The organism is Gilliamella sp. wkB178, assembly GCF_001690705.1.
Taxonomy (GTDB): Bacteria; Pseudomonadota; Gammaproteobacteria; order Enterobacterales; family Orbaceae; genus Gilliamella; species Gilliamella apicola_K.
The window spans coordinates 121,866-145,179 of sequence record NZ_LZGK01000013.1 but is presented as its reverse complement, the minus strand read 5'-3'; the positions used below and the strand labels follow the sequence as shown (position 1 = coordinate 145,179).

General features: G+C 32.4%; 22 protein-coding genes and 1 tRNA gene. 7 read left to right on the top strand and 16 right to left on the bottom strand.

Going from position 1 to position 23,314, the window contains the following annotated elements:
• Positions 1-14: 14 nt before the first annotated feature.
• Both dnaG and rpsU read right to left on the bottom strand, forming a co-directional pair.
• The gene (gene dnaG, locus A9G13_RS04900) at positions 15-1,796 is read right to left on the bottom strand and encodes a DNA primase (RefSeq protein ID WP_065556497.1); all 1,782 of its coding nucleotides are present in this window, start codon (positions 1,794-1,796) and stop codon (positions 15-17) included.
• Between the two features lie 144 nt (positions 1,797-1,940).
• Complete coding sequence (gene rpsU, locus A9G13_RS04895) at positions 1,941-2,156, bottom strand: 30S ribosomal protein S21 (protein WP_034882800.1); 216 nt, start codon at positions 2,154-2,156, stop codon at positions 1,941-1,943.
• Between the two features lie 183 nt (positions 2,157-2,339).
• Between rpsU and hemB the strand changes: the two genes are divergently transcribed.
• The 3 genes from hemB (at position 2,340) to A9G13_RS04880 (ending at position 5,424) form a co-directional block, all read left to right on the top strand.
• A complete protein-coding gene (gene hemB, locus A9G13_RS04890; RefSeq protein ID WP_065556496.1) occupies positions 2,340-3,350 on the top strand; it encodes a porphobilinogen synthase in 1,011 nt (336 codons plus the stop codon).
• Positions 3,351-3,687: 337 nt separating this feature from the next.
• On the top strand, positions 3,688-4,461 hold the full coding sequence (locus tag A9G13_RS04885; protein WP_065556495.1) for a hypothetical protein: 774 nt from the start codon (positions 3,688-3,690) through the stop codon (positions 4,459-4,461).
• An 84-nt stretch (positions 4,462-4,545) separates the two neighbouring features.
• Positions 4,546-5,424, top strand: coding sequence for a hypothetical protein (locus tag A9G13_RS04880; protein ID WP_065556494.1), 879 nt, complete (start codon positions 4,546-4,548; stop codon positions 5,422-5,424).
• 35 nt (positions 5,425-5,459) lie between these two features.
• Here A9G13_RS04880 and nudC read toward each other — a convergent pair whose 3' ends face one another.
• The 6 genes from nudC to epmB form a co-directional block, all read right to left on the bottom strand.
• Positions 5,460-6,263, bottom strand: coding sequence for an NAD(+) diphosphatase (gene nudC / locus A9G13_RS04875; protein WP_065556493.1), 804 nt, complete (start codon positions 6,261-6,263; stop codon positions 5,460-5,462).
• Positions 6,264-6,316: 53 nt separating this feature from the next.
• On the bottom strand, positions 6,317-7,945 hold the full coding sequence (yidC, locus tag A9G13_RS04870) for a membrane protein insertase YidC (RefSeq protein WP_065556492.1): 1,629 nt from the start codon (positions 7,943-7,945) through the stop codon (positions 6,317-6,319).
• The gene (yidD, locus tag A9G13_RS04865) at positions 7,945-8,268 is read right to left on the bottom strand and encodes a membrane protein insertion efficiency factor YidD (RefSeq protein ID WP_081301166.1); all 324 of its coding nucleotides are present in this window, start codon (positions 8,266-8,268) and stop codon (positions 7,945-7,947) included. The genes yidC and yidD overlap by 1 nt, the downstream gene beginning before the upstream one ends.
• Positions 8,235-8,591, bottom strand: a complete 357-nt coding sequence (rnpA, locus tag A9G13_RS04860; protein WP_065556491.1) for a ribonuclease P protein component — start codon at positions 8,589-8,591, stop codon at positions 8,235-8,237. Before rnpA ends, yidD begins: the two co-directional genes overlap by 34 nt.
• Positions 8,592-8,602: 11 nt before the next feature.
• On the bottom strand, positions 8,603-8,743 hold the full coding sequence (gene rpmH / locus A9G13_RS04855) for a 50S ribosomal protein L34 (protein WP_034944344.1): 141 nt from the start codon (positions 8,741-8,743) through the stop codon (positions 8,603-8,605).
• Between the two features lie 175 nt (positions 8,744-8,918).
• Positions 8,919-9,947: an EF-P beta-lysylation protein EpmB gene (gene epmB, locus A9G13_RS04850; RefSeq protein ID WP_065556490.1), complete on the bottom strand. Its 1,029-nt coding sequence runs from the start codon at positions 9,945-9,947 to the stop codon at positions 8,919-8,921.
• 34 nt (positions 9,948-9,981) lie between these two features.
• Here epmB and efp point away from each other — a divergent pair, with 34 nt between their 5' ends.
• Positions 9,982-10,548: an elongation factor P gene (gene efp, locus A9G13_RS04845; protein ID WP_065556489.1), complete on the top strand. Its 567-nt coding sequence runs from the start codon at positions 9,982-9,984 to the stop codon at positions 10,546-10,548.
• Between the two features lie 149 nt (positions 10,549-10,697).
• Here efp and trmL read toward each other — a convergent pair whose 3' ends face one another.
• From trmL to thiI, 4 genes are all read right to left on the bottom strand, one after another.
• Positions 10,698-11,183, bottom strand: a complete 486-nt coding sequence (gene trmL / locus A9G13_RS04840; protein ID WP_065556488.1) for a tRNA (uridine(34)/cytosine(34)/5-carboxymethylaminomethyluridine(34)-2'-O)-methyltransferase TrmL — start codon at positions 11,181-11,183, stop codon at positions 10,698-10,700.
• A gap of 20 nt (positions 11,184-11,203) precedes the next feature.
• Positions 11,204-12,577 (bottom strand): envelope stress sensor histidine kinase CpxA, encoded by a 1,374-nt coding sequence (gene cpxA, locus A9G13_RS04835; protein WP_141670895.1) that lies wholly within the window; start codon positions 12,575-12,577, stop codon positions 11,204-11,206.
• Between the two features lie 34 nt (positions 12,578-12,611).
• Positions 12,612-13,331, bottom strand: a complete 720-nt coding sequence (locus tag A9G13_RS04830; protein ID WP_065556486.1) for a response regulator — start codon at positions 13,329-13,331, stop codon at positions 12,612-12,614.
• Between the two features lie 131 nt (positions 13,332-13,462).
• Positions 13,463-14,911: a tRNA uracil 4-sulfurtransferase ThiI gene (gene thiI / locus A9G13_RS04825; protein ID WP_065556485.1), complete on the bottom strand. Its 1,449-nt coding sequence runs from the start codon at positions 14,909-14,911 to the stop codon at positions 13,463-13,465.
• Positions 14,912-15,089: 178 nt separating this feature from the next.
• On the opposite strand from thiI, the gene secG reads away from it, so the two are divergent.
• The 3 genes from secG (at position 15,090) to A9G13_RS04810 (ending at position 16,526) form a co-directional block, all read left to right on the top strand.
• Entirely contained in the window at positions 15,090-15,464 is a 375-nt protein-coding gene (gene secG / locus A9G13_RS04820; RefSeq protein ID WP_065556484.1) for a preprotein translocase subunit SecG, read from the top strand.
• A 7-nt stretch (positions 15,465-15,471) separates the two neighbouring features.
• Positions 15,472-15,556: transfer RNA gene (locus tag A9G13_RS04815), tRNA-Leu, on the top strand.
• Positions 15,557-15,743: 187 nt separating this feature from the next.
• Complete coding sequence (locus A9G13_RS04810; protein ID WP_065556483.1) at positions 15,744-16,526, top strand: integrase arm-type DNA-binding domain-containing protein; 783 nt, start codon at positions 15,744-15,746, stop codon at positions 16,524-16,526.
• Positions 16,527-16,539: 13 nt separating this feature from the next.
• Here the strand turns inward: A9G13_RS04810 and A9G13_RS04805 are convergent, their stop codons facing one another.
• The 4 genes from A9G13_RS04805 to A9G13_RS04790 all read right to left on the bottom strand — a co-directional run bounded on the left by A9G13_RS04805 (position 16,540) and on the right by A9G13_RS04790 (position 23,163).
• Complete coding sequence (locus A9G13_RS04805) at positions 16,540-18,462, bottom strand: sigma 54-interacting transcriptional regulator (RefSeq protein ID WP_065556482.1); 1,923 nt, start codon at positions 18,460-18,462, stop codon at positions 16,540-16,542.
• A 567-nt stretch (positions 18,463-19,029) separates the two neighbouring features.
• Positions 19,030-19,812 carry a 2-oxo-tetronate isomerase gene (gene otnI / locus A9G13_RS04800; protein WP_065556481.1) on the bottom strand — a complete coding sequence of 261 codons (783 nt, stop codon included), beginning with the start codon at positions 19,810-19,812 and terminating at the stop codon, positions 19,030-19,032.
• Between the two features lie 43 nt (positions 19,813-19,855).
• Positions 19,856-21,853: a transketolase gene (tkt, locus tag A9G13_RS04795; RefSeq protein ID WP_065556480.1), complete on the bottom strand. Its 1,998-nt coding sequence runs from the start codon at positions 21,851-21,853 to the stop codon at positions 19,856-19,858.
• 23 nt (positions 21,854-21,876) lie between these two features.
• The gene (locus A9G13_RS04790; protein WP_065556479.1) at positions 21,877-23,163 is read right to left on the bottom strand and encodes an MFS transporter; all 1,287 of its coding nucleotides are present in this window, start codon (positions 23,161-23,163) and stop codon (positions 21,877-21,879) included.
• Positions 23,164-23,314: the final 151 nt, after the last annotated feature.

Genomic DNA, 23,314 nt, shown 5'->3' with positions numbered 1-23,314 from the left:
CATTCTCTGTATATTTAGTCTTTTTTTGATAAAACAAGTATTAACGTCGCTAATTCTTTTTTCTCTTCAGTACTTAAACCCGAAACTCTTTCTTTGGCGATTAACTCATCTTGTCTTTGGGCGAGTATATTATCATATAACTCTTTTAAAGTATGACAAAAAATTGAAGTTATTTCATCTTCTTGGTAATGAAACTCCCAAGTTGCTAAACGGTTCAATTGTTTATAAAACGGACTGTCAATACATTCCGTTAGTAATTGTGCAGTATTTATATTTGGATAACGTTGGCATAATTCAAGTAGTTCAATAAAAATTTCAATGCCAGCAAGTTTAACTTGACGAATAGTATTAAGATCCGAAACTTGTTTAGCCAGTTCGGGAAATTGAATCAATAAACCGATTAGAATACGCATCGTAGTCAACTTCATCTGTGAAACAGGTACTTGTTCCGAAGAGTTTTTATCATCATTTTGATAATTTGAATACATCAATTGTTCTAATTGAGATACATCAAGTAACCCTAAATAACTACCTAGCTGTTGCAATAGATTCAATTTAAACGCTTTAGCTTTAACCTGTTCAAGTAATGGTAAAGCTAGAGAACTTAATTTAGCTTTACCTTCAGATGTTTTTAAATCTACTTGTTTCAGTAATTCATCAAATAAAAACTTAGATAAAGTAGGGGCTGATTTTAAATAATCTTCAAAACCTTTCTTACCAATTTTACGTACCAAACTATCAGGATCTTCATCTTGTGGTAAAAAAGCAAAGGTAATTCCTTTACCATCAATCAAACAAGGCAACAATACATTAAGGGCTCGCCATGCTGCATTACGCCCAGCATTATCGCCATCGTAACAAAAAACTACTGAATCTGTTGCTCTGAATAAAAGTTTAATATGTTCTTCCGATGTTGCTGTACCTAAAGCAGCAACCGCATAATTAATATCATATTGGGCAAGAGAAACAACATCCATATAACCTTCTACGATCATTAATTGTTTTGGATTACGATTAACTTCTAGAGCTTCATAAAGTCCATATAACTGAAACCCTTTATGAAAAATAGATGTTTCCGGTGAGTTTAGATATTTAGCTGAATCATTAATGATAGTTCTTCCGCCAAAAGCAATCACATTACCTTGTCGGTCACGAATTGGAAACATAATTCGTCCACGAAAGCGGTCATATTGAATACCACTACCATTATTAACTAACATCCCTGCTTTATCATAGAGTAAAGCTTCATCTTTTGTTGTTACTACATTTTGAAAAGTTAACTGCCTCGAGTTAGGTGCAAACCCAATTTTATAACGATCTATAATTTCAGAATTAAGTCCTCGATGTTCCAAATATTGCCGTGCATCTTTAGACGTTTGTAAAGATAACTGCTGTTGATAATATTCAGTCACTTTTGCCATTAGTTGATAAAGATCACGACGAACATTTCGCGACTCAATTTGCTTTGTTTTATCGTATTGATTATTACCATCTGCAATATGAGGAACGCGAATCCCCTGCATACTAGCTAATTCTTCAATGGCCTCAGGATAAGTCAATCTTTCATATTGCATCAAAAAATTAACAACAGAACCAGAGGCACCACATCCAAAACAATAATAAATCTGTTTTTTTTCATTAAGTGAAAAAGAAGCTGTTTTTTCATCATGGAAAGGGCAACAACCAAAATAGTTATTTCCTTTTTTCTTCATTTTAACGCGTTTACTGATGACATCTAAAATACTAGTGCGAGCCATCAAATCTAAAATAAAATCTTGAGGAATAAGACCTTTCATGATAAATAATCAACCAATTTAGGCATTGCCAGAAAGACAACAAGCCGTATCAACATGTACGGCTTGTTCAAACTGTTCATATCAAAAATAACAAATTGATTTTTAAATCAATTTATATTTTAGGTATAAATGAGTATATAAATATTAGTATAGACGTGTACGACGAGCGTTTTCTCTTTCTAACTTTTTAGCATGACGTTTTACTGCTGCAGCTTTTGCACGTTTACGAATAGTTGTCGGTTTTTCGTAAAATTCACGATTACGGACTTCTGCTAAAACTCCTGCTTTTTCGCAAGAACGTTTAAAACGACGTAATGCTACATCAAAAGGTTCATTTTCACGTACTTTAATTACTGGCATGTGCCTCTCACCTCAAATTTGTTTAATATCACAATGATTTAAAATAGTGCCGAATTTTACCTCTAATTAACCTAAGTTGTAAAGTAAAATATCGAATTATTACCTAAGAACAAATTAATTTGCTAATTGCCTATTGGAGTCAGATAATAATACTATTCTTAGCTAGTTAGTTTGGAGTTTTTAATGCCCCCGTTTATTACTGGTCAATACCCACAGCGTCGATTGCGTCGTAATCGAGCAAACAACTTTAGTCGTCGTTTAATTGCCGAAAATAACTTCACTGTCAATGATCTCATTTATCCTGTTTTTATTGTTGAAGGTAAAAACATTGTTCAACCAGTTGCATCAATGCCAAAAGTTAATCGGATGAGTATTGATGTATTATTAAAAGAAGCAGAGCAAGTAGCTAAATTAAAGATTCCTGTTTTATCATTATTTCCAGCCATTGAAACATCAAATAAGTCATTACTAGCTGAAGAGGCTTATAACGAAAATGGGCTAATCCCCAGAGCTGTACGTGCGTTAAAAAAGGAGTTCCCGGAACTTGGTGTATTAACTGATGTAGCCCTCGATCCTTATACAACGCATGGACAAGATGGCATTATTGATAATCTAGGATATGTGCAAAATGATATAACAGTTGAAGTCCTAGTCAAACAAGCATTGGTACATGCACAAGCTGGTGCTGATATTGTTGCCCCTAGTGATATGATGGATGGTCGTATTGGTGCAATCCGTAATGAACTTGAAGAACAGGGTTTTGTTAATACTCAAATCATGGCCTATTCGGCAAAATACGCGTCATGTTTTTATGGTCCATTCCGTGATGCTGTTGGTTCAGCCCAAAATATCAAAGGTGGTAACAAAAAAACTTATCAACTAGACCCAGCTAACAGTAATGAGGCATTACAAGAAATTTATCAAGATCTCAGCGAAGGAGCTGATATGGTGATGGTAAAACCAGGTATGCCTTATCTTGATATTGTCCACCGCGTAAAAGAAACTTTTGCTGTTCCAACTTTTGTTTATCAAGTTTCTGGTGAATATGCTATGTTAAGCGCTGCCATTCAAAATGGGTGGTTAGATGAAAAAAATGCGATTATGGAATCGTTACTTTGCTTTAAGCGTGCAGGGGCTGATGGCATATTAACCTATTTTGCGAAACAAGTAGCTGAATGGTTAAACAATCAATAAATAATCAGAATAATTATTAAAATCGGCTTAATTTAATAAACAAAAAAGTCGATTTTATTAGTTTGGTCATAAATTTGTATGGAACTAATTGTCTAGTTTTCACCACATTGATTTAGCTTATTTTATATCAATACAACTTTAACTATATAATTAATCGAATCATATATTATACGTAATCATTCTAAAAATTAGGTACTTTTTTACTTATTCAAATTAAACTTGTCACCAACAAAAGTAGTTTTGATACATTAAGAAATGTAAAAATGTTTCAGGAGCACTATATGTTTACGTAAAGATCTGTTACTATTTATAAGTAATAGTAATAAGGGAGTAAAAAATGATTTACGAACTCGTACCTACGGAGTTACATGATAAACTTAGATCTTTTCTTCACAATTTAGAAAATATTACCTTACAACATATTGAAACTTGCCCATTTTGCGGTGAAAATGGCTTTTATTTGATCCGAACTAAGCCAACAAATACTTATCGTTGTAAAGCATGTAATAAATATTTCACCGCTGCAACTAATACACCGTTTAATCGTTTAACTCCCTTTAATTGGTTAGAAATCATTTTTACTAATCGTATCAAGAATAAAAGTTATCAACTTATTGCTGAAAAAAAACTAGGTACTTCGCTCGAAAAAGTAATGCGCAGAGACCATGCTATGATTGATTTTTTACAACAACATTACCCGTCTTTACATAAGTGGTATACCAACCAAAAACATACTACGTTAACCCCAACCTTGTCAGAACAACATAAAACTATTAATGCTAAAATAAACGCATTATTAAATGAACAAACACCGATGTGTTTGTATTGTTCATCAACTGAGACTACAAAAGTTGGGACCAGAACTTGTTATCGTTGTAAACGATGTCGTCGAAGTTTTAACCTTTTAAGTAATACCCCACTAAATAGACTACCACGCCCAGAATTATGGATAGATTTTATTAATTTACTCATAGCAGGGAAAAATAATATACAAATCCAGAAAAAACTTCATCTTAATAGTAATACTATAAGCCACTGGCGTTCAGCTTGGTGTGAAATGATGAAAAAATGGGATTGTGAAGCTCTAGCTATCTGGTGCAGTCATCATTGATAAATTATTTAATAATTATTTTAACAATTCATTAATTGATAATATAACTTTATAAACCATATAAAATTGATAGAAGCTAAAATTATGAAAAAATACATTCCATTATTATCTATAGGTTTAGTTAGTATCACCATATTGTTGACTGGTTGTGATAATAAAAAGGCTAATACTCCTGAGGACACTTCTCATAATAGTACTACTACTAATAATAATACTAACCAAGATTCTAAACCGGAAGCATCGCAATCTTCAACAAACTTATCAGTTGGAGTTATCAATAGCTATCTTTTCCATACAGAACCTGAATTATTACCTATTAGTAAATTAATTAAGCAGCAACAAATCCAAGGTTCTTCAAAAAAAGTTATCAATTATAACGAGCAAGGTTATGTTGTTAATTACGATCTTGAAGGTTTATACGCTGAAGTTAATTATGATACCGCTAAGTATATTTATGGTATGAAAGATACCCGAAATGATTATGATATTACTTTTGATGCTACTAAAAATATTCTTGGTATGAAAAATAGTAATGGTGATATTGTAGCTAGCTCGGAATTTGATGAACAAGGCCGCTTAGTTGAAATGACATTATCTCATTTCGCCGATAATAATGTTATTTTTCATAACCAAATTATTTACGAACAAGATCATATTGATCAGATCTTATCAAATGCTTATGTACCTGTAGATGAAAAAACTAAATTTCCAATATTAGTTCAAGAAAAAGATATCGTTTACAACAATAACAAACAAATAGAGAAAACAATTACTACAACTTTTAAACTGACTTCAAATGGTGAAATTATCATCAACAATAAAAATGAAAAAGAAGTGGAATCAACCGAAACTTGTACATATTCAAATTATAATGAGAATAAAGATTGGACTAAAGCTGTTTGTGCAACTACTGGTGATGAATCTAAAACAGTAAATCTAACTAGGACCATTCAATATGAATAGGCTATAAGCCTATTCATTTTAGGAAAGGAACTTATTTAATCTTCGCCATATTCATCATATTCTCGGCAAAGTACAATGGTATCTTCAATTAGGCGCCTAGCAACTGTTCCATACTCAGGGATTTTAGGTAATTCGGTATAATGATACCAATTTGCTTCAACTAATTCGCTTTTATCAATAACAATATCGCCACTTGCATAATCAGCTAAATAAGCCATCATTAATGAATTAGGGAAAGGCCAAGGTTGAGAAGCAATATAACGGATATTTTTTATTTTGATTTTTGATTCTTCAAAAACTTCTCGTTCAACAGCCATTTCCATGGTTTCACCAATCTCAGTAAATCCAGCCAAAACTGTATATAAATTATCTTGATTATGTCTAACATGTTTTGCCAGTAGAATTTTATTCTTATGCCTAATGGCTACAATAATTGATGGCGATATTTGCGGATAGTAGCGTTGATGACAGCTATCACACATACAACACCATTCAGTTTTGCTGATATACATTTCATGACCACAATAACCACAATACTTATGGGATCGATAAAATTCTGCCAACTGTACTGCCCGACCGGCCATATTAAACAATGATAAATCATCTCCATTCAATAATGGGCGGATTGAGCTCATCGAGTTAGTCATTTCTTTGCAAATCAACCAGCTCGTTTGCCCATTCCATTCACCAATGGATTGTGCTAATTGATTACTAAAACCGAACTCATCAGCAGAGCCTAGGGGAACCTGACCATTAGGCAACCATAAACGTCCATTTTTACTGACAAACCAATAACCTCGTTCGTTACCAGTTAAATAAAATTGTTGTTGTATATTCATAAAGGTATACCAAAATCAAAAAAGAGGATTTTACTCCTCTTTTTTAAGATAAATTATTTCTTTTTCTTCTCATGAAGTCCTTTCTTCTCGAGTTCCCAATAAATAATACGTTGCTGAGCAATTGTAAACAAATTACTTACGATATAATATAAAACTAAACCTGATGGGAACCATAAGAAGAACACTGTAAAAATCAATGGCATATAAGTCATTAATTTTTGTTGTAATGGATCAGTAACGGGTGTTGGTGACATCTTCTGAATTAAGAACATGGTACCACCCATCAATAAAGGTAAAATATAGTATGGATCTTGTGCCGATAAGTCATATATCCATAGCGCGAATGGCGCATGACGCAGTTCAACTGTATTACCTAACATATAAAATAAGGATAGGAAGATTGGCATCTGGATAATCAAAGGGAAACAACCACCAAGTGGATTTACTTTCTCTTGTTTATAAAGAGCCATTGTCTCCATGCTCATTTTTTGCCTATCATCACCATAACGCTCTTTAAGTGCTTGTAAACGAGGTTGTAGTAATTTCATTTTGGCCATCGAACGGTACTGTGCCCGCGTTAATGGGAATAAAATTCCTCGAACAATAAAGGTAATAACAATAATAGAAAAACCCCAGTTACCAATAAAACTATGAATAAATTTCAGTAAGTAAAACAACGGTTGAGACAAAAACCATAACCAACCATAGTCAACAATTAAATCAAGATGATTAGCGGTTTCTTTTAATTGATTTTGAATTTCTGGTCCAAGCCATAATTTTGCACTAACTAATTGTTCACTACCTGCTTGCACAACAATTGGTTCACCTTTAAAACCAATAGTAGCTTGCGAATTCTTAGCAGTTGCGCGTGAATAAAGTATATTATTTTGATCTTGTGTTGGTACCCATGCTGAAGCAAAATAATGTTGTAGCATAGCAATCCAACCTGTTTGGGTTTCTACTGCTAAAGTTTTATCTTTTACATCATCAAAACTATATTTGCTATAGTTTGTACTAGAACTAGAATAAGCAGTACCACGGAAAGCGCTGAGCCCTAAACCACCACCACCTTCAGTTACGGCATCATGAGGTAATTCAATAGTTTGTTTTAATTGACCATACATTGACACTTCAACAGGAGCTTGGCTTTGGTTATTAATATCATATTGCACATCAATAGCGTATTTACCGCGATGTAATACGTAATATTTAGTATAAGTCACCCCATTAACTTGATAAGTTAGTGGTACACGCAATTCATCTTCACCATCAGCTAAAACATATTCAGTTTGTGCTACTTGATACACAGGGCGTTTCGCCCCTTGAGTAGCATTATCTGGCCCATCTTTACCAGTCAAACCGCTTTCGGCAATATATACAAAATCTGGCCGTGAAGTTAGTAGCTGAAACGGGGTTCCTGAATGTAATGTTTGCTCATATTTTAATAATTGAGCCGACAGTACATCACCACCATAAGTATTTATTGAAAGCGATAGTACATCTGATTTAACAGAAATGGTTTTACCGAGATTTAAACCATCGGCTGAGTCATCTTCACTTACTTGTTGTGTTAATTGATTGGTTGGAGCAGGCTTAGGTTCATGGTCTTTTTGCCACGTTGTCCAAATAATAAAAGATACAAAAAGTAAAGCAATAACTAAAATATTACGTTGGGATGCCATTAGTGTTTTTCTCTATTGTTTTTAGTTCTTGGAGGAACAAAATCTTCTCCTCCTTCATGTAAAGGGTGACATTTTAATACACGTTTGACCGTTAGCCAACCTCCTTTTATTAATCCAAAGCGTCTTAATGCAATTATGGCATATTGTGAACATGTTGGTGTAAAACGACACTTTGGACCAAGCAATGGGCTAATAATACGCTGATAAATGCGAATTAACAAGATAAAAAAGTTAACTATCAATAACTTGCATGCAACAATATGCTGTTTAATTATTAAGATAATCTTATTTAAACCACTTGCTTGGTGATGATTCGTTGACATAATTGGTCTAGTGTTGAAACTAACTGTTGATTATTTAATTCAATAACAGGTTGTTTAGCCATTAAAATAAAATCAAGATTAGGTAATTGATGTTGACGATTACGAAAGTATTCTTTAGCAAGACGTTTAATACGATTGCGTTCATGCGCTCGTTTAACTTGCTTTTTTGCAATTGCAAAGCCTAGACGAGGATGAGTTCGATTATTCTTTCGCGCGACTAATGTAAGGAAAGGAGAACCTGCGCGAATAGATTCTTGAAAAACATAACTAAAATCAAAGGGAGTTAACAAACGCAACTCCCGAGGAAAAGTGAGTTTAACCACTCAACTTTAAATCAGCTAGCGACAGTTAAACGAGCACGGCCTTTAGCACGACGGCGAGCAAGAACCTGGCGACCATTTTTAGTAGCCATACGAGCGCGAAAACCGTGAGTTCTATTACGTTTTAATACTGATGGTTGAAATGTGCGTTTCATGACGATTTATATCCAAATCTAATTTATCAACAGGTTGTAGAGTGTAAACTCCACAGCATTAATTAAAGAGGTCGGAATTATAGAAGTTATTTTATTTTTCGTCAATGAGATTTTCACAGATAAATTGTAGGGATATATCTTCAAGCTTAATAACATTACTGAATAATAAACGATCTCATTCCTCACTAAATGTAAGTACACGTTTACTTTTTTCTCCCCCTATTTCTCGCGCCAATTTAGGAACTAAATAACCGGATACTTGTTCGGCAAGCTCTTTCATCACTTGTTTAGCAATTTCATCTTCCACAAAAAAATGTGCAGCTCCTTGAACTTTATCTAATAAATGAATGTAATATGGTAAGATGCCTGTGTCGAACAGCTTATTACTTAATTCTGCTAGAACCTTAGCATTATCATTTACTTTTTTTAATAATACACTTTGATTAAGCACCATTACTCTATGTTGTTTTAATTGTTCAATAGCACTAAAAACACTAGCATCAATTTCATTTGGATGATTAATGTGAGTAACTACTATAATTTGTAAACGACTTTGATAGAATAACTGACAAAGTGCTGCCGTTATTCTCGTTGGGATAACGACAGCTAAACGAGTATGAATGCGTAACCGTTTAATATGGGGGATCTTTTCTAATTCATTCACTAAAAAAGCTATTTCATGATCTTTGGCCATTAAAGGATCACCACCAGAAAGAATAATTTCATCTAATTCAGGATGATTAGTAATATACTCAATCGCAATTCTTAGATTTTTTTTATTACCTTGATTATCTTGATAAGGAAAATGTCGCCGAAAACAATAACGACAATTAACCGCACACGCGGTTTTAGTTATTAACAAAGCTCGATTATGATATTTATGAAGTAATCCAGGAATAGTATTTTCCTGTTCTTGTAAAGGATCATCACTATATTCAGCAACATTTATCATTTCATTAGCATCACAAAGCACTTGCAACAATAGCGGGTCACAATTATCACCTTTTTTCATCCGTTTAATAAAAGAAACCGGCACGCGTAACGGAAATTGTTTCTTTGCTTGTTGCATGGGCAAGGAAATAGTTTCATTATCAAGGTTTAACCAACGATAAAGTTCTTTAATATCAGTAACAACATTAGCTAGATCAAAAACCCACTCATCTTTATTTGGTAGTTCAATTTTTTGCTGTATAATATGGCTCATTTTTTTGAAATTCAGAATAATTGTTGGAGCTTTTATGGCATCTTATAGTACGAATGAGTTTAAAGCCGGTCTTAAAATAATGCAAGATGGCGAACCATGTGTAATTGTTGAAAACGAGTTTTATAAACCAGGCAAAGGGCAAGCAATTAACCGTGTAAAAATTAAAAAATTACTTTCTGGTAAAACTGTTGATAAAACATTTAAATCTGGAGAATCTGTTGAAGGAGCTGATGTTGTAGATATGAATTTAGCTTATCTATACACTGATGGTGAATTTTGGCACTTCATGAATAATGAAACTTTTGAGCAATTATCTGCTGATGCTAAAGCGGTAGGTGATAATGCCAAATGGTTAGTGGAGCAGGCTGAATGTATTTTAACTTTATGGAATGGTCAACCCATTGCAGTAACGCCACCAAACTTTGTTGAACTTGAAGTTATTGAAACTGATCCAGGTTTAAAAGGTGATACAGCAGGTACTGGTGGCAAACCAGCAACGTTATCTACTGGAGCAGTTGTACGAGTACCATTATTTGTGCAAATTGGTGAAATACTTAAAGTTGATACTCGTTCTGGTGAATATGTTTCTCGAGTAAAATAAAAGCATATTTCTATTTTTTTACAGTAAATTTATAGATATATTAAGTAAAAAGCAGAAAGCTAATATTAAAAACTTTCTGCTTTTTATATATAAATACTTCACTAAGTTGATTGTTCAAGTAATTTTATTATAAATCAAACTTACAATATTTAATTAGCGCCCTGATAACTAAGTTGTCGCCAAGATTCATAAATAACTACAGCTACAGAATTAGATAAATTCATACTTCGGCTATTAGCCCGCATCGGGATACGAATCTTTTTTTCCATAGGTAACTTATCTAATATTGTTGCCGGCAATCCCCGTGTTTCCGGGCCAAACATTAAAAAATCATTGGCTTGATAATGAACTTCACTATGAGGTTTTTGTCCTTTTGTAGTTAAAGCATAAACTTGGCTTACTAAATCGATTTGGTTGTAATCTAAAAACTGATTAAGATTTTTATAACGCTTTACATCAACAAATTCTTGATAATCGAGTCCAGCTCGTCTTAACTTTTTATCATCCCAAAAAAAGCCCATTGGTTCAATAATATGTAAATTGAAACCGGTATTGGCACATAAACGAATAATATTACCAGTATTAGCGGGTATTTCTGGTTCAAATAAAACAATATTTAATGCTACATCTAACACATTCTTTTCTCTTGTTATTATTAGTATTTATAAATAGGTAATACTATCACAATTCTAAGCCCCCCTAAGTGGCTTTTTTCTGCTTTAACCGTGCCATTATCTCGAGTGACGGAATTAGACACAATAGCAAGCCCTAAACCAGTTCCACCTGATTCACGATCACGGGCCTCGCTAGTACGATAAAAAGGTCTAAAAATTTGTTCTAATTCATCATGTTGCACACCAAGTCCATCATCATCTATAGTAATGGTTAAGCTATGTTGATTAACAGCAAAATTGACTTCAATTTCACTCCTAGAATAGCGAAAAGCATTGCGAATTACATTTTCAAGAGCACTACATAAAGCATCTGGATAACATAAAATTGTAATATTTGTTGGAATATGTTCAATTGTAAATTTTTTGCCAATTTGTTCTGCTTCAAAAACAGCATTATCAAGGACTGATTTAAATAAAACATCAATTTGTTTTAGTTCACGTACTTCATTATTGTCATATTGTTGTCTGGCTAAAGACAATAAATCACCTATCATTGAATCAAGTTTTAAAGCTTCACTATTAATCCGTACAACTTCTTTACTTTCACCTTGTTTACGCCGCAATAATGAAGTGGCTAACTGTAAACGAGTTAATGGAGTCCTAAGTTCATGAGAAATATCGGAAAGTAACTGTTGCTGCAATTCTTGCATCCTTTTTAACTCACGTAACATATGATTAAAGCTACTTCCGGTTGCTTTGTATTCTGATGAACCAATTTGTTCAAGCTCCGGCCATTCTTGTAAATTGCCTTTAGCCACTCGATCTGCAGCCTTTTTCAAACGCCGAGCTGGTTTTGCAATACTCCATGACAACCATAAAAGAAAAGGAGAACTAGCCAACATGGTTAAACTTAACAATAAAAAGGGATGATCAAAAACCAAATTAGCAAATTGTGATTGAATATCAGACGCTGATTGTAAAATGTATAGTTGATAATCTTGGTCAGTATAATGAATTAAAAATGGTCCAATAATCTCTTGAGAATCATAGATTTTTTTGGCAGGATCATTAACATTATGTGATTTTTCATTAAAATTCTTAACAAGATCTATATGATTACTATCGGCAGTAATTATTTGTTCATTGGGAGTGACAATAAATAAAAACTGTCCTGGTTTTTGGTAATTATCCATTACCACAATAAAGCGCATCCACCAACGAAAACTATTTTTGGGCACATTAACTAATTCTTTTTCAATTTGTTTAGCAAGAAGATTACCTGAATCTTTCTCTTTATTAGCTAAATAAGTTAGATTACGAGAATCAAAATTAGGTAATAACATAACAAGCATTAAGAAAAAAGCTATCGTTAGAAAAAATATTGTGAATATTCTGATTGTTAACCGATCGAAAATCCACATATTAGTTTACCTTATTTAACAAAATAACTTAATCCTGCTGAATGTCATCATTTTGGTCCATAATGAACAAATAACCTTTAGAACGTAACGTCTTAATCCAAGGCAGACCATCACTTCGCGGAGGCAATTTTTTGCGCAAGTTTGATACATGAACATCAATTGAACGGGCAAGAGGTGAAAACTCTTTACCTAAAACGTTTTCACTTAATGTATCTCGAGAAATAATTTTGCCTGCATTTTCAAGTAAAATAAGTAATACCTGAAACTCTGTGCCAGTTAAATCAATATAATTATCATCAAAATAAGCAGATCGCTGATTGCGATTGACAGTTAATTTATCAATAGTATATTGAGCAGGTTTATCTGCACTGTCATTAGCTTGATTATCCCAATTCTTTCTACGTAACAATGCATTAATTCGTGCTATAAGTTCACGATCATTAAATGGTTTTAAGATGTAATCATCAGCACCAAGCTCAAAGCCAATGATTTTATCAGATGCATTATCCTTAGCTGTTAGGAAAATAACGGGAACAGTATATTTAGATCTTAGTTCAGATAACATGGTAAGTCCATTCATCTTAGGCATCATTATATCCAATAAAATAAGATCAACAGTTTTATCAAATTTCTTTAAAGCTTGAATTCCACTATTGGCCGTCACAACTTTAAATCCTTCTAATTCTAATAACTCACTCAATAAAGAGGTAATTTCTGGATCATCATCAACTACAAGTAATTTGTTCATTACAATCCTCTTCGACTTATTAATTTATAATAATTTATCGTTATCCGATTACAAAAAAATCATATTGTTTTAAATTATTCTAATAATATATGAAAAAGTGTTAGCTACATAATAAATTTATGCATAGAAAGCTAATCTTTAAAAATCTTAACATTTTGAAATCCTTGTTCAATTAAATAAAGTGCATGTAATTTACTCATTACTCCTCGATGACAATAAAGCAAATATTGTTTGGATTGATCTAAATCACCAAATTGAGTCGCTAATTTATAAAATGGGATTAGTTTAACCTGCACATCATTTAATTTAAGAGGTTGATCTTCTTGTTCTTCTGGAGAACGAATATCTATGATTATTTGTTCTGGTTTAAGTGTGGTTACAGTTTCAACCTCAGCAATAGTTGTATCCGCCTGTTTAGCTATTTCCCGAATATCAATATTTTCCGCTTCTTCAACGGCTTTATTTAAAATAGAAAAGTCAAAATTAAGTTCTTCGGCCTCTATTTTTTCTTTAACTGCTTTTACTGTTGGATTCTTTGAGATTACGCCACAAAATTCAGGCATGGTTTTGGCTATATCCTCAGTACCAATTTGACGTGCAAGGTTAATAATAGTTTCTTTATCATGTGTGATAAGCGGTCGTAAAATTAATGTATCACTAACATTATCAATCAAACGTAAATTAGTTAACGTTTGGCTTGATACTTGTCCCAAGGCTTCACCAGTAACCAATGCTTGAACTTTATAACGCTCGGCTATTTTTGACGCAGCACGAATCATCATTCTTTTCAAAATGACCCCCATTTGGCCATCATCAATTTTTTCAAGAATTTCCCCAACAACATCGGAAAAATCAATTGCGATAAAACGCACTTTATGCGAACTACCAAAACGTTCCCATAAATAATGGGCCATTTGTTTCACACCTATTTCGTGAGTTTTGCCGCCAAGATTAAAAAAACAATAATGTACTCGCGATCCACGCCTAATTAACATATAACTCGAAACGCCTGAATCAAAGCCGCCAGATATCAACGAGATAACATCTTCTTGTGTACCAGTTGGGAAACCACCAATTCCAGCATAACGCCCTTTTACCAGTAGCAACTTATCTTTATCAATTTCTAAGTTAACTGTAAAATCAGGATGAGTTAATTTAACCGTAGCAGAAGCCACTTGTTGATTAAGACCGCCACCAACATAACGTTCAACATCAATTGAAGTAAAATCATGTTTTCCTCGACGTTTAACGCGGACACAAAAAGTTTTATTTTCAATTAATGGGGCATAATAACTCAAAGCTTTTTCATAAATATCATGCAAATCAATAAAAGTTAACTCATCAACAACTAAAATATGATGAATACCAGGAATGCGGGTTAATAGTTCTAAAATTTGCGATTCGCTGTTTGCAATTTTGGGACGCACTTCAATAAAATCCCAATGGCGTATAACTGCAACTTCCTCAATATGTTGCTTTAAGATATTACGAATATTACTAGCTAATATTTTGATAAAACGTAAACGTACAGAATCGCTTTTGATGGTAATTTCGGGAAAAAGTTTGACAATAAATTTCATAGTTCTAAATATGTTACACTAAAAATGGCAATATTATACTGATTTTTCGGTAAAAACGCACAATTGATTAGGATAAATACAGAAAATCCGAAAATCTACTTGCTTGTTGAGCACTCTTTCGCTAATATTTCGCAACAATAAATTCTGTTGTATAACATATAAAATTTGACAGGTTGAAATGTACGAACTTTTAATTGTAGGTTATTTAGTTATCGCTCTTGTGATAATCGTTTTAGTATTAATTCAGCGCGGCAAAGGTGCTGATATGGGTTCATCTTTTGGTGCTGGAGCATCAGCAACTTTATTTGGTTCATCAGGCAGTGGCAACTTTTTAACTCGCACTACGACCATCTTAGGTATATTATTTTTTGTATTAAGTATTGTCTTATCAAATTTAGGCAGTCATAGCCATACAACATCAAGTGGTGAATTTAACAATATTGAAGAAGGTGCACCAGTAACTACGCAGCCAAATACCAATGAGTCTGAACCTACAACTGCACCAGTTACACAACCAAATACCACAAATCCAACATCTGATATCCCAGAATAATCACGGCGCCGTGGTGGTGAAATTGGTAGACACGCTATCTTGAGGGGGTAGTGCTTCAGGGCATGCGGGTTCAAGTCCCGCCCACGGCACCAATTCAATATTCAGTAACATTCTTTAAAACTCTTTAAAGCACATCAAAACTAGTATAAATAAGGCTTAAAGCCTATTTTGCTATTTCGTAAGCATCAGTAAGATACATTTACATTCATATTTTTTGGGACTATATTAAGGACTACGCGGACATAGTCCTATAATTTCATAGCCCCAAAAGGTGAAAGTATGCCTAAAAAAATAGCTCCAATGACTGATACACAAATTAAGAACGCCAAGCCACAAAGTAAGGATTATCCTATTTATGATGGAAATGGTTTGCTTTTGCTTATCAAGTCAACAGGGACAAAAATATGGCAATTTAGATATTATCGCCCTATAACGAATAATAGGACTACGGTCAGTTTTGGTAGTTATCCCGAAGTTTCACTACAGCAAGCGCGAAAACAACGCGACGAAGCACGCGAATTAATTAAGCAAGGCATAGATCTCCAAGAACATAAAACGGAACAAGAACAACTTAAGCAAGAAGCAATCAGCAATACATTCTATTCCATGGCTGAACGGTGGCTTAAATTCAAAACAGAACAAGGATTAGAAGAACAAACTTTAAAAAAGGCTTGGCGTTCATTAGAGAATCATGTATTCCCTTACATCAAAGACATTCCCATAAACCAAGTAACCGTAATTAAAGCCATCAATGCTTTACAACCATTAAATAACAATAATAAATATGAGACAGTAAAGAGAGTTTGCCGGCGAATCAATGAAATAATGTATTACGCTGTCAATATGGGAATTATCGATAATAATCCTCTTGCTAAAATTACCGACGTATTTAACAGCCCGAAAGTAAGAAACCAACCTACCATATCCCCTACTAAGTTACCGCAGTTTATGCAAGCCTTATCTATGGCTAATATTGAGTTACAAACAAGATGCGTGATTGAATGGCAATTGCTCACATTAACACGACCTAGCGAAGAAGTTTGGGGAAAATTGATGGTATAAATTTTAATCTTAACTAGCTATTATATTGATGTTGGACTTTGTCTATATTTCTTAATTTACGCCAAAGTGTTGTACGGTTTATCCCTAGAGCATTTGCCGTTTCAGTTATATTATTATAATGTTCATGAACCAGCTGAATATAATGGGATTCAATTTGCTCTAATGTTAATAATTTTGACATACTATTTATATTTATAATTTCATTAGTTTTTTTGGATTCATCAGATATCAATGCTTTAATAGGAATGAAATCAAAAGAAAGTTTTTTAAAATCTAAAATAACATAACGTTCTATAATATTAGATAATTCTCTAACATTTCCTATATAATAATGATTTACCAAATCAATACATTGTTTTTTTGTAAATAAAACTAATTTTTTATGATATTTTAATGAAAATATCTTAAGAAAATGGTTTGCTAAAATTAAAATACAATCTTCACCACGATCGTTTAAATTAGGAATTTGCAAATTTAACGTATTAATTCTGAAGAATAAATCTTTTCTAAAATGACCTGATACGACCATTTCATCCAATTTCCGGTTAGTAGCACATATTACACGTATATCGACTGGTATAACTTTTGAATCTCCTATTCGCATAATTTCTTTTTCTTGAAGAACCCGCAATAATCTTCCTTGCATATTTAATGGAAGCTCTCCAATTTCATCTAAAAAAACAGTACCATTATTAGCCAGTTCTATAATTCCAGGTCTACCATTCTTTATTGCACCAGTAAATGCTCCTTCCGCATAACCAAAAAGTTCTGATTCTATAAGAGATTCTGGTATTGCTGCACAATTAATTGCAACAAAAGGATGTTCTTTTCTATCACTTTTATTATGAATACTTTGGCATATCATCTCTTTTCCTACACCTGATTCTCCTATTATCAATAAATTAGCATCATATTTCGAAAATTCATTCGCCATATTCAAACATTTTTCCATCGATTTACTTGAATAAATAATATCTTCAAAATGATATTTAGCAACAAAACCTCTCTTTTTATTCAACCATCTAGCATTATCGCCAATTTTTTGTATCTCCGTAATTTCTTGTAAAAGAGCTACCGAACCTACAATTTTATTATGTGAAACTATATGTTCTAGTTTAACAACTAATTTTTTTCCATCAAAATTGAGAACTGTTTCCTTCAAATCATTTTGGTAAGTAAGCAGTTTAACTAAAGGGTTATAATCACTGAGGGGTTTGTTGATTACATTATCTCTATTTAATCCCAACAACTTTTCAGCTTTTTCATTTATAACAGTTATTTCCTTTTTTTTATTAATTGCAATAATCCCTTCTCTGACAAAATTTACAATATTTTGGAAATAGAAAATATTTTGTTTTAAATTAATTGTATATTGTAGGATTCTTAATGCTTCTTCAATGACAAGATTTAACGATAATTTCTGAGCCGTTATATTAAATACTGAACAACCGGTAATATTAGCAATTTTATTAGCTAATCCATCTCCAAATAATATATCAACTTTACTGTCTATACAATATTTTATAATTTGATCGATATTTTTTTCTCTTTCATCTACAATCATCAAATCAAAATTAATATCTAAAAAATGAATCAACGTTTTAACTTTTTCTATTATTCTATCTACACCTACAAAACTTACTTTTTTATGTAAACTAATATCAGCTATTTTTATTAATTGCGGTAGGATATCATTAATAGAAATAGAAATATCAATTAAGATAACACTAAGATGCTTTTTGATTAAATCATAAATTCCACCTCGAGTAATAATAATTGAAGTCCCATTATTAACCCATTTAGTAGCAACACTTAATCCATCATACATATTACTTACATAAATAGCATTAACATTAGTTAAATGTTGCTCTTCAATTATTTCACGTGATTTATCATAAATATCTTCTAAAGGGCAAATAATTAATATATCAATCATATAAATATCCTTCTATATATAATAATATTAATTACTTAATATCACTTTTTTATCTATAAAACATAACACCCTAAATTTTAAATACTAATTAATTTCCTTTACACATTGATTAATACTTTAGTTTCTTCTCTGGTATCAATTTACAGTATACATAATAATGTTAATAGATTATTCACTTAACCATTATTCTAAAAAGAATATATGCTTAAAATCCAACCTATTAATAATATTTACTTATCTTCTGATAATTCTATATAATTATGCCTAATAATTATTTTCTATACTAACAGTAAAATTAAATTATTATTAATTTATAGAATAATTTAATTAAAAATGTGATCATCATCTATAAATTTTTTCAATATCTAAAATAAATCGAATAGTTATTTTAATAAGCAAAATAAAATATATAAAAAACCATACTAAATATACTCTGGCAGGCAACAGATAAAAAACAATTAACTGCCAGATCAAGTTTACACCGACATTATAACAATTTGAAAAATAACTATTTTTTTCTTTTAGTTAGGCATTTTTTATTATAAAACATGTAAAACTAAATATTTATTAATTCATATTTAGATTTTTAATCCAACCTAAACCATCTGTTGTTCCTTTAGCTGGACGGTATTCACAACCAATCCATCCTTGATAATTTAAACTAGTTAATTTTGAAAAAATGTAAGAATAATTTAATTCTCCACTATCTGGTTCATTTCTATTTGGTACACTAGCGACTTGAATATGACCTATATGAGGTAAGTCATTTTCTAGTTTTTTAGATATATCACCTTCTGAAACTTGACAGTGATAAATATCAAATAAAACTTTTAAATTTGGATATCCAAGCTCTAAGCAGATTGACTGAGTTTCATCTTGTTTATTCATAAAAAACATTGGCATATCACGACGATTAATTGCTTCAATAACAATTGTAATATCTAAACTTCTAGCTTTTTCTGCTGCTAAAGATAAATTATTCTTTAAAACAGCAAGTTGCCTAGCATATGATACTTCAGGGTTACGATTACCAATCATTATATGTAACAACTTATTTCCTAATACTTGAGAGTATTCAAGAGCTTTCATTAATGAGGAATAAAAGTCTTCCTGCCGATTAGGAAGACATGCTAATCCTCTATCACCTTTTTCCCAATCACCAGCTGGTGCATTAATTAATACTTGAGTTAAATTATTGTCCACTAATCGATCTTTGATATGATTTACATTAAAATCATATGGGAACATATATTCAATTCCCGTAAAGCCATCTTTTGCTGAAGCTGAAAATCGATCTAAAAAATTATATTCTCCATACATCATAGTAAGATTTGCAGCAAATTTAAGCATAATTCATTCTCCTCTTTAAATTCAAAATAAATATTTAACCTTATTATCTACCATTCATTTTTGTAAGTACTGAATCTACTATATTTTGTGGAGTTATACCAAAATATTGCATTAACTCATCTGGTAATCCTGAATCACCAAAACTATTCATACCAATCATAATTCCATCTGGTCCTATATAACGGTCCCACCCCATAGTAGTAGCCGCTTCTATAGAAACAAGCAATGTATTTTTATCAAGAATTGATTGTTTATAATCAATATCTTGTCTATTAAATAATTCCAAACATGGAGCAGAAACAACTTTTGTTCCAATTGATTTAGATTCTAGAATTTTTTGAGCTTCAAGTGCCACACTAACTTCTGAACCCGTAGCGATGAGGGTTACTTTTGGATCTTTTGATGGTTCAGATATAACATAAGCTCCTTTAAAACATTTATTTTCTATACTTGCATCTTTTCTTACTGCAGGAACAGCTTCGCGAGTTAATATTAACGCAACTGGATTATCAACTGTTTTTAAGATGATTTCCCAACATTCAGCAGTCTCAACTCCATCAGCAGGGCGTATAAATAACGAATTTGGTGTTGCTCTCATCGTTACAAAATGTTCTATTGGTTGATGAGTTGGTCCATCTGGTCCTTGAGTTATACTGTCATGTGTGAAGATATATGTTACTCTCGTTTTCATCAAAGCAGATAATCTAACCGCAGGGCGGCAATAATCAGAAAAACAAAGGAATGTTGCACAATAAGGTAAAAAACCTTTGTGAAGAGCAATACCATTAGTAATAGCTGCCATAGCATGTTCACGAATACCATAATGCATATATCGCCCACTATAATTACCTTTAGATACTCCTTGAAAATCATCAGGTTTAGACAAGTTACTTGGAGTTAAATCAGCTGAACCACCAATTATTTCTGGTATAAATGATGAAAGCGATTCTAATATTGTTTTAGACGATTTTCTTGTTGGCTCATTAGGAGTTTCTGATGCAAAAAATTCTTTATTTTTTTGAATAAGATTTTGCCATCCTTCAGGTAATTTACCCATCATAGCATCATTAAAACTTTTTTGAATTTTATGGTCTACTTTAGCAAAACGATTAGACCAATTTACAAATTCTTGATGTCCTTTTTGACTTATACTACGCCATAATGTTAGTACATCATCAGGAATCTCAAAACTTCCTTCTTGCCAATTATAAAATTGACGTGCTTTAATTAATTCTTCATTTGTAGGTGGTTGACCATGTGCTGCAGATTTTCCTTGTTTTGATTGTAAACCAAGACCTATTACTGTTTTACAAGAGATAATACTTGGTTTATTTGTAGATTTTGCAAATAATATTGCTTTTTCTATAGCTTCTGGATCATGTCCATCTACTGATTGCCAATCCCATCCGCAAGCTTCAAATCTTGCTTGTTGATTTTCTGAAGTAGTAATACTGACTGGCCCATCAATAGAGATTCCATTATCATCAAATAAAACAATCAAACGATTTAATCCTAAATGTCCAGCAAGTGATGCCGCTTCATAAGAAATACCCTCCATCAAACAACCATCACCGACTAAAGCATATGTATAATGATCAACAATATCATCACCATATCGATCATTCATCATTCTCTCGGCTAATGCCATACCGACAGCCATTCCGAAACCTTGTCCTAACGGTCCTGTTGTAGCTTCAACCCCTGTATCAAGACTAAGTTCAGGATGACCTGGAGCTTTACTACCTAGTCTTCTAAATCTTTTAATATCATCAAGTTTCATAGCCTTATATCCAGTCAGATAAGATAAGGCATAAAGCAACATTGAACCATGACCAGCAGAAAGAACAAATCTATCTCGATCTGACCAAGATGGATTATTTGGATCAAACTTCATAAATTTTGAAAAAAGAACTGTCACAATATCAGCGGCTCCAAGAGGTAAACCTGGATGCCCAGAATTAACTTTATTAATAGCATCTATTGATAATATTCTTATTGCATTAGCCATAACTTTCAAAGTTTCTTTTGTAAGTGTTTTCATAATGTTATTCTCCTAATTATTTATTACTTTGATTGTGGCATAGGTAATGGTTCAATTTTACCTAATAAAAAGAGATAAGAAGCAGAACCAATTAAACATAAAACACCAGCAAGAACTAAAGGTCCTACAAAAGACCCCCCACTAATTGAAAGCATTACACCTGTTACTGTAGAAACAAGAATACCGGCTAAATTAGAAGCGAAATTTTGAATTCCAGCTATTGACGCCACATGAGAAGGTGATGGAGCAACATCACTAGGCAATGACCAAATATTAGCTCCAGCAAAACCTAAACTTGCATAAGAAATTGAGAAAAAGATTAAAGTTAAATAGATATTATCCGTAAATGCGCTCAAGGTAATAACAGAAGAAGCTAACATAGCTGAAACTAAACACGTTTTACGAGCTTTTGTTAACCCCCAACCACGTCTATATAACCAGTCTGATGTTAATCCTCCAACCCAACTCCCAGGGCTAGCTAATAATATTGGTAACATACCAATTGTTCCAAGTTGAGTAAGTGAAAAGCCTTTAGCTTGAACTAAATAACTAGGAAACCATGTTACAAAAAAATAAAACGCAAAATTGAGACAAAAGAAACCGATCATCATTGCCCAAATTGTTCGATATTTAAAAAGAGAAATCCAAGGTAATTTTTGCGTTGATTGGTTCAAAGAATTTTTTGAAGTTGTAGGAGTATTTCTTTCTTTTTGTAAATATTTTAATTCTTCAGGCGTAACTTTAGGATGTTCTTCTGGTTCATGATAAAATTTTAACCAGAAAACAATCCAAATAAATCCAAGCAATCCGGTTACAACAAAAGATATTCTCCATCCAAAAGTTAAAATTAACCAAGATACTATAGGTAAAGTAACAACAGGACCAATTCTTACACCACTATCAAAAATACTTGCAGCAAATCCCCTTTCTTTAACTGAAAACCAAGCAGAGATTACTTTTACAGATGACGGATTTGCACCCGCTTCCCCAATACCTAATAATAATCTACATCCCATTAAGCTAAAAGGTCCCTTAGCTAAAGCGGTGAATGCTGTAAAAACAGACCACCAACCTACAGCAATTGTGAATGATTTTCTGGGTCCAACTTTATCAGCAAACCATCCACAAGGTAATTGCATTACAGCATATGTCCAGAAAAAACCACTCATAATAAATCCCATCCATATAGGATCAATATGGAATTCATCAGAAATATATGGTGCAGCAACAGCAAGATTTGCTCTATCAATGTAACTTATAACTAGAGCGAAAAAACACATTATAATCATTAACCAACGAATCTTAGGCATATAAATCTCCCTATTTTTAATATGACTCTCTATGAAATAAAAACCGCTTTTGTAATAGAAAGCAAAATATATGCCAAAAATAAATATTAAAAAAATCAATTTATTAAAATAACATCTGAATACTATGATTAAAAATACAACATAGATTAAA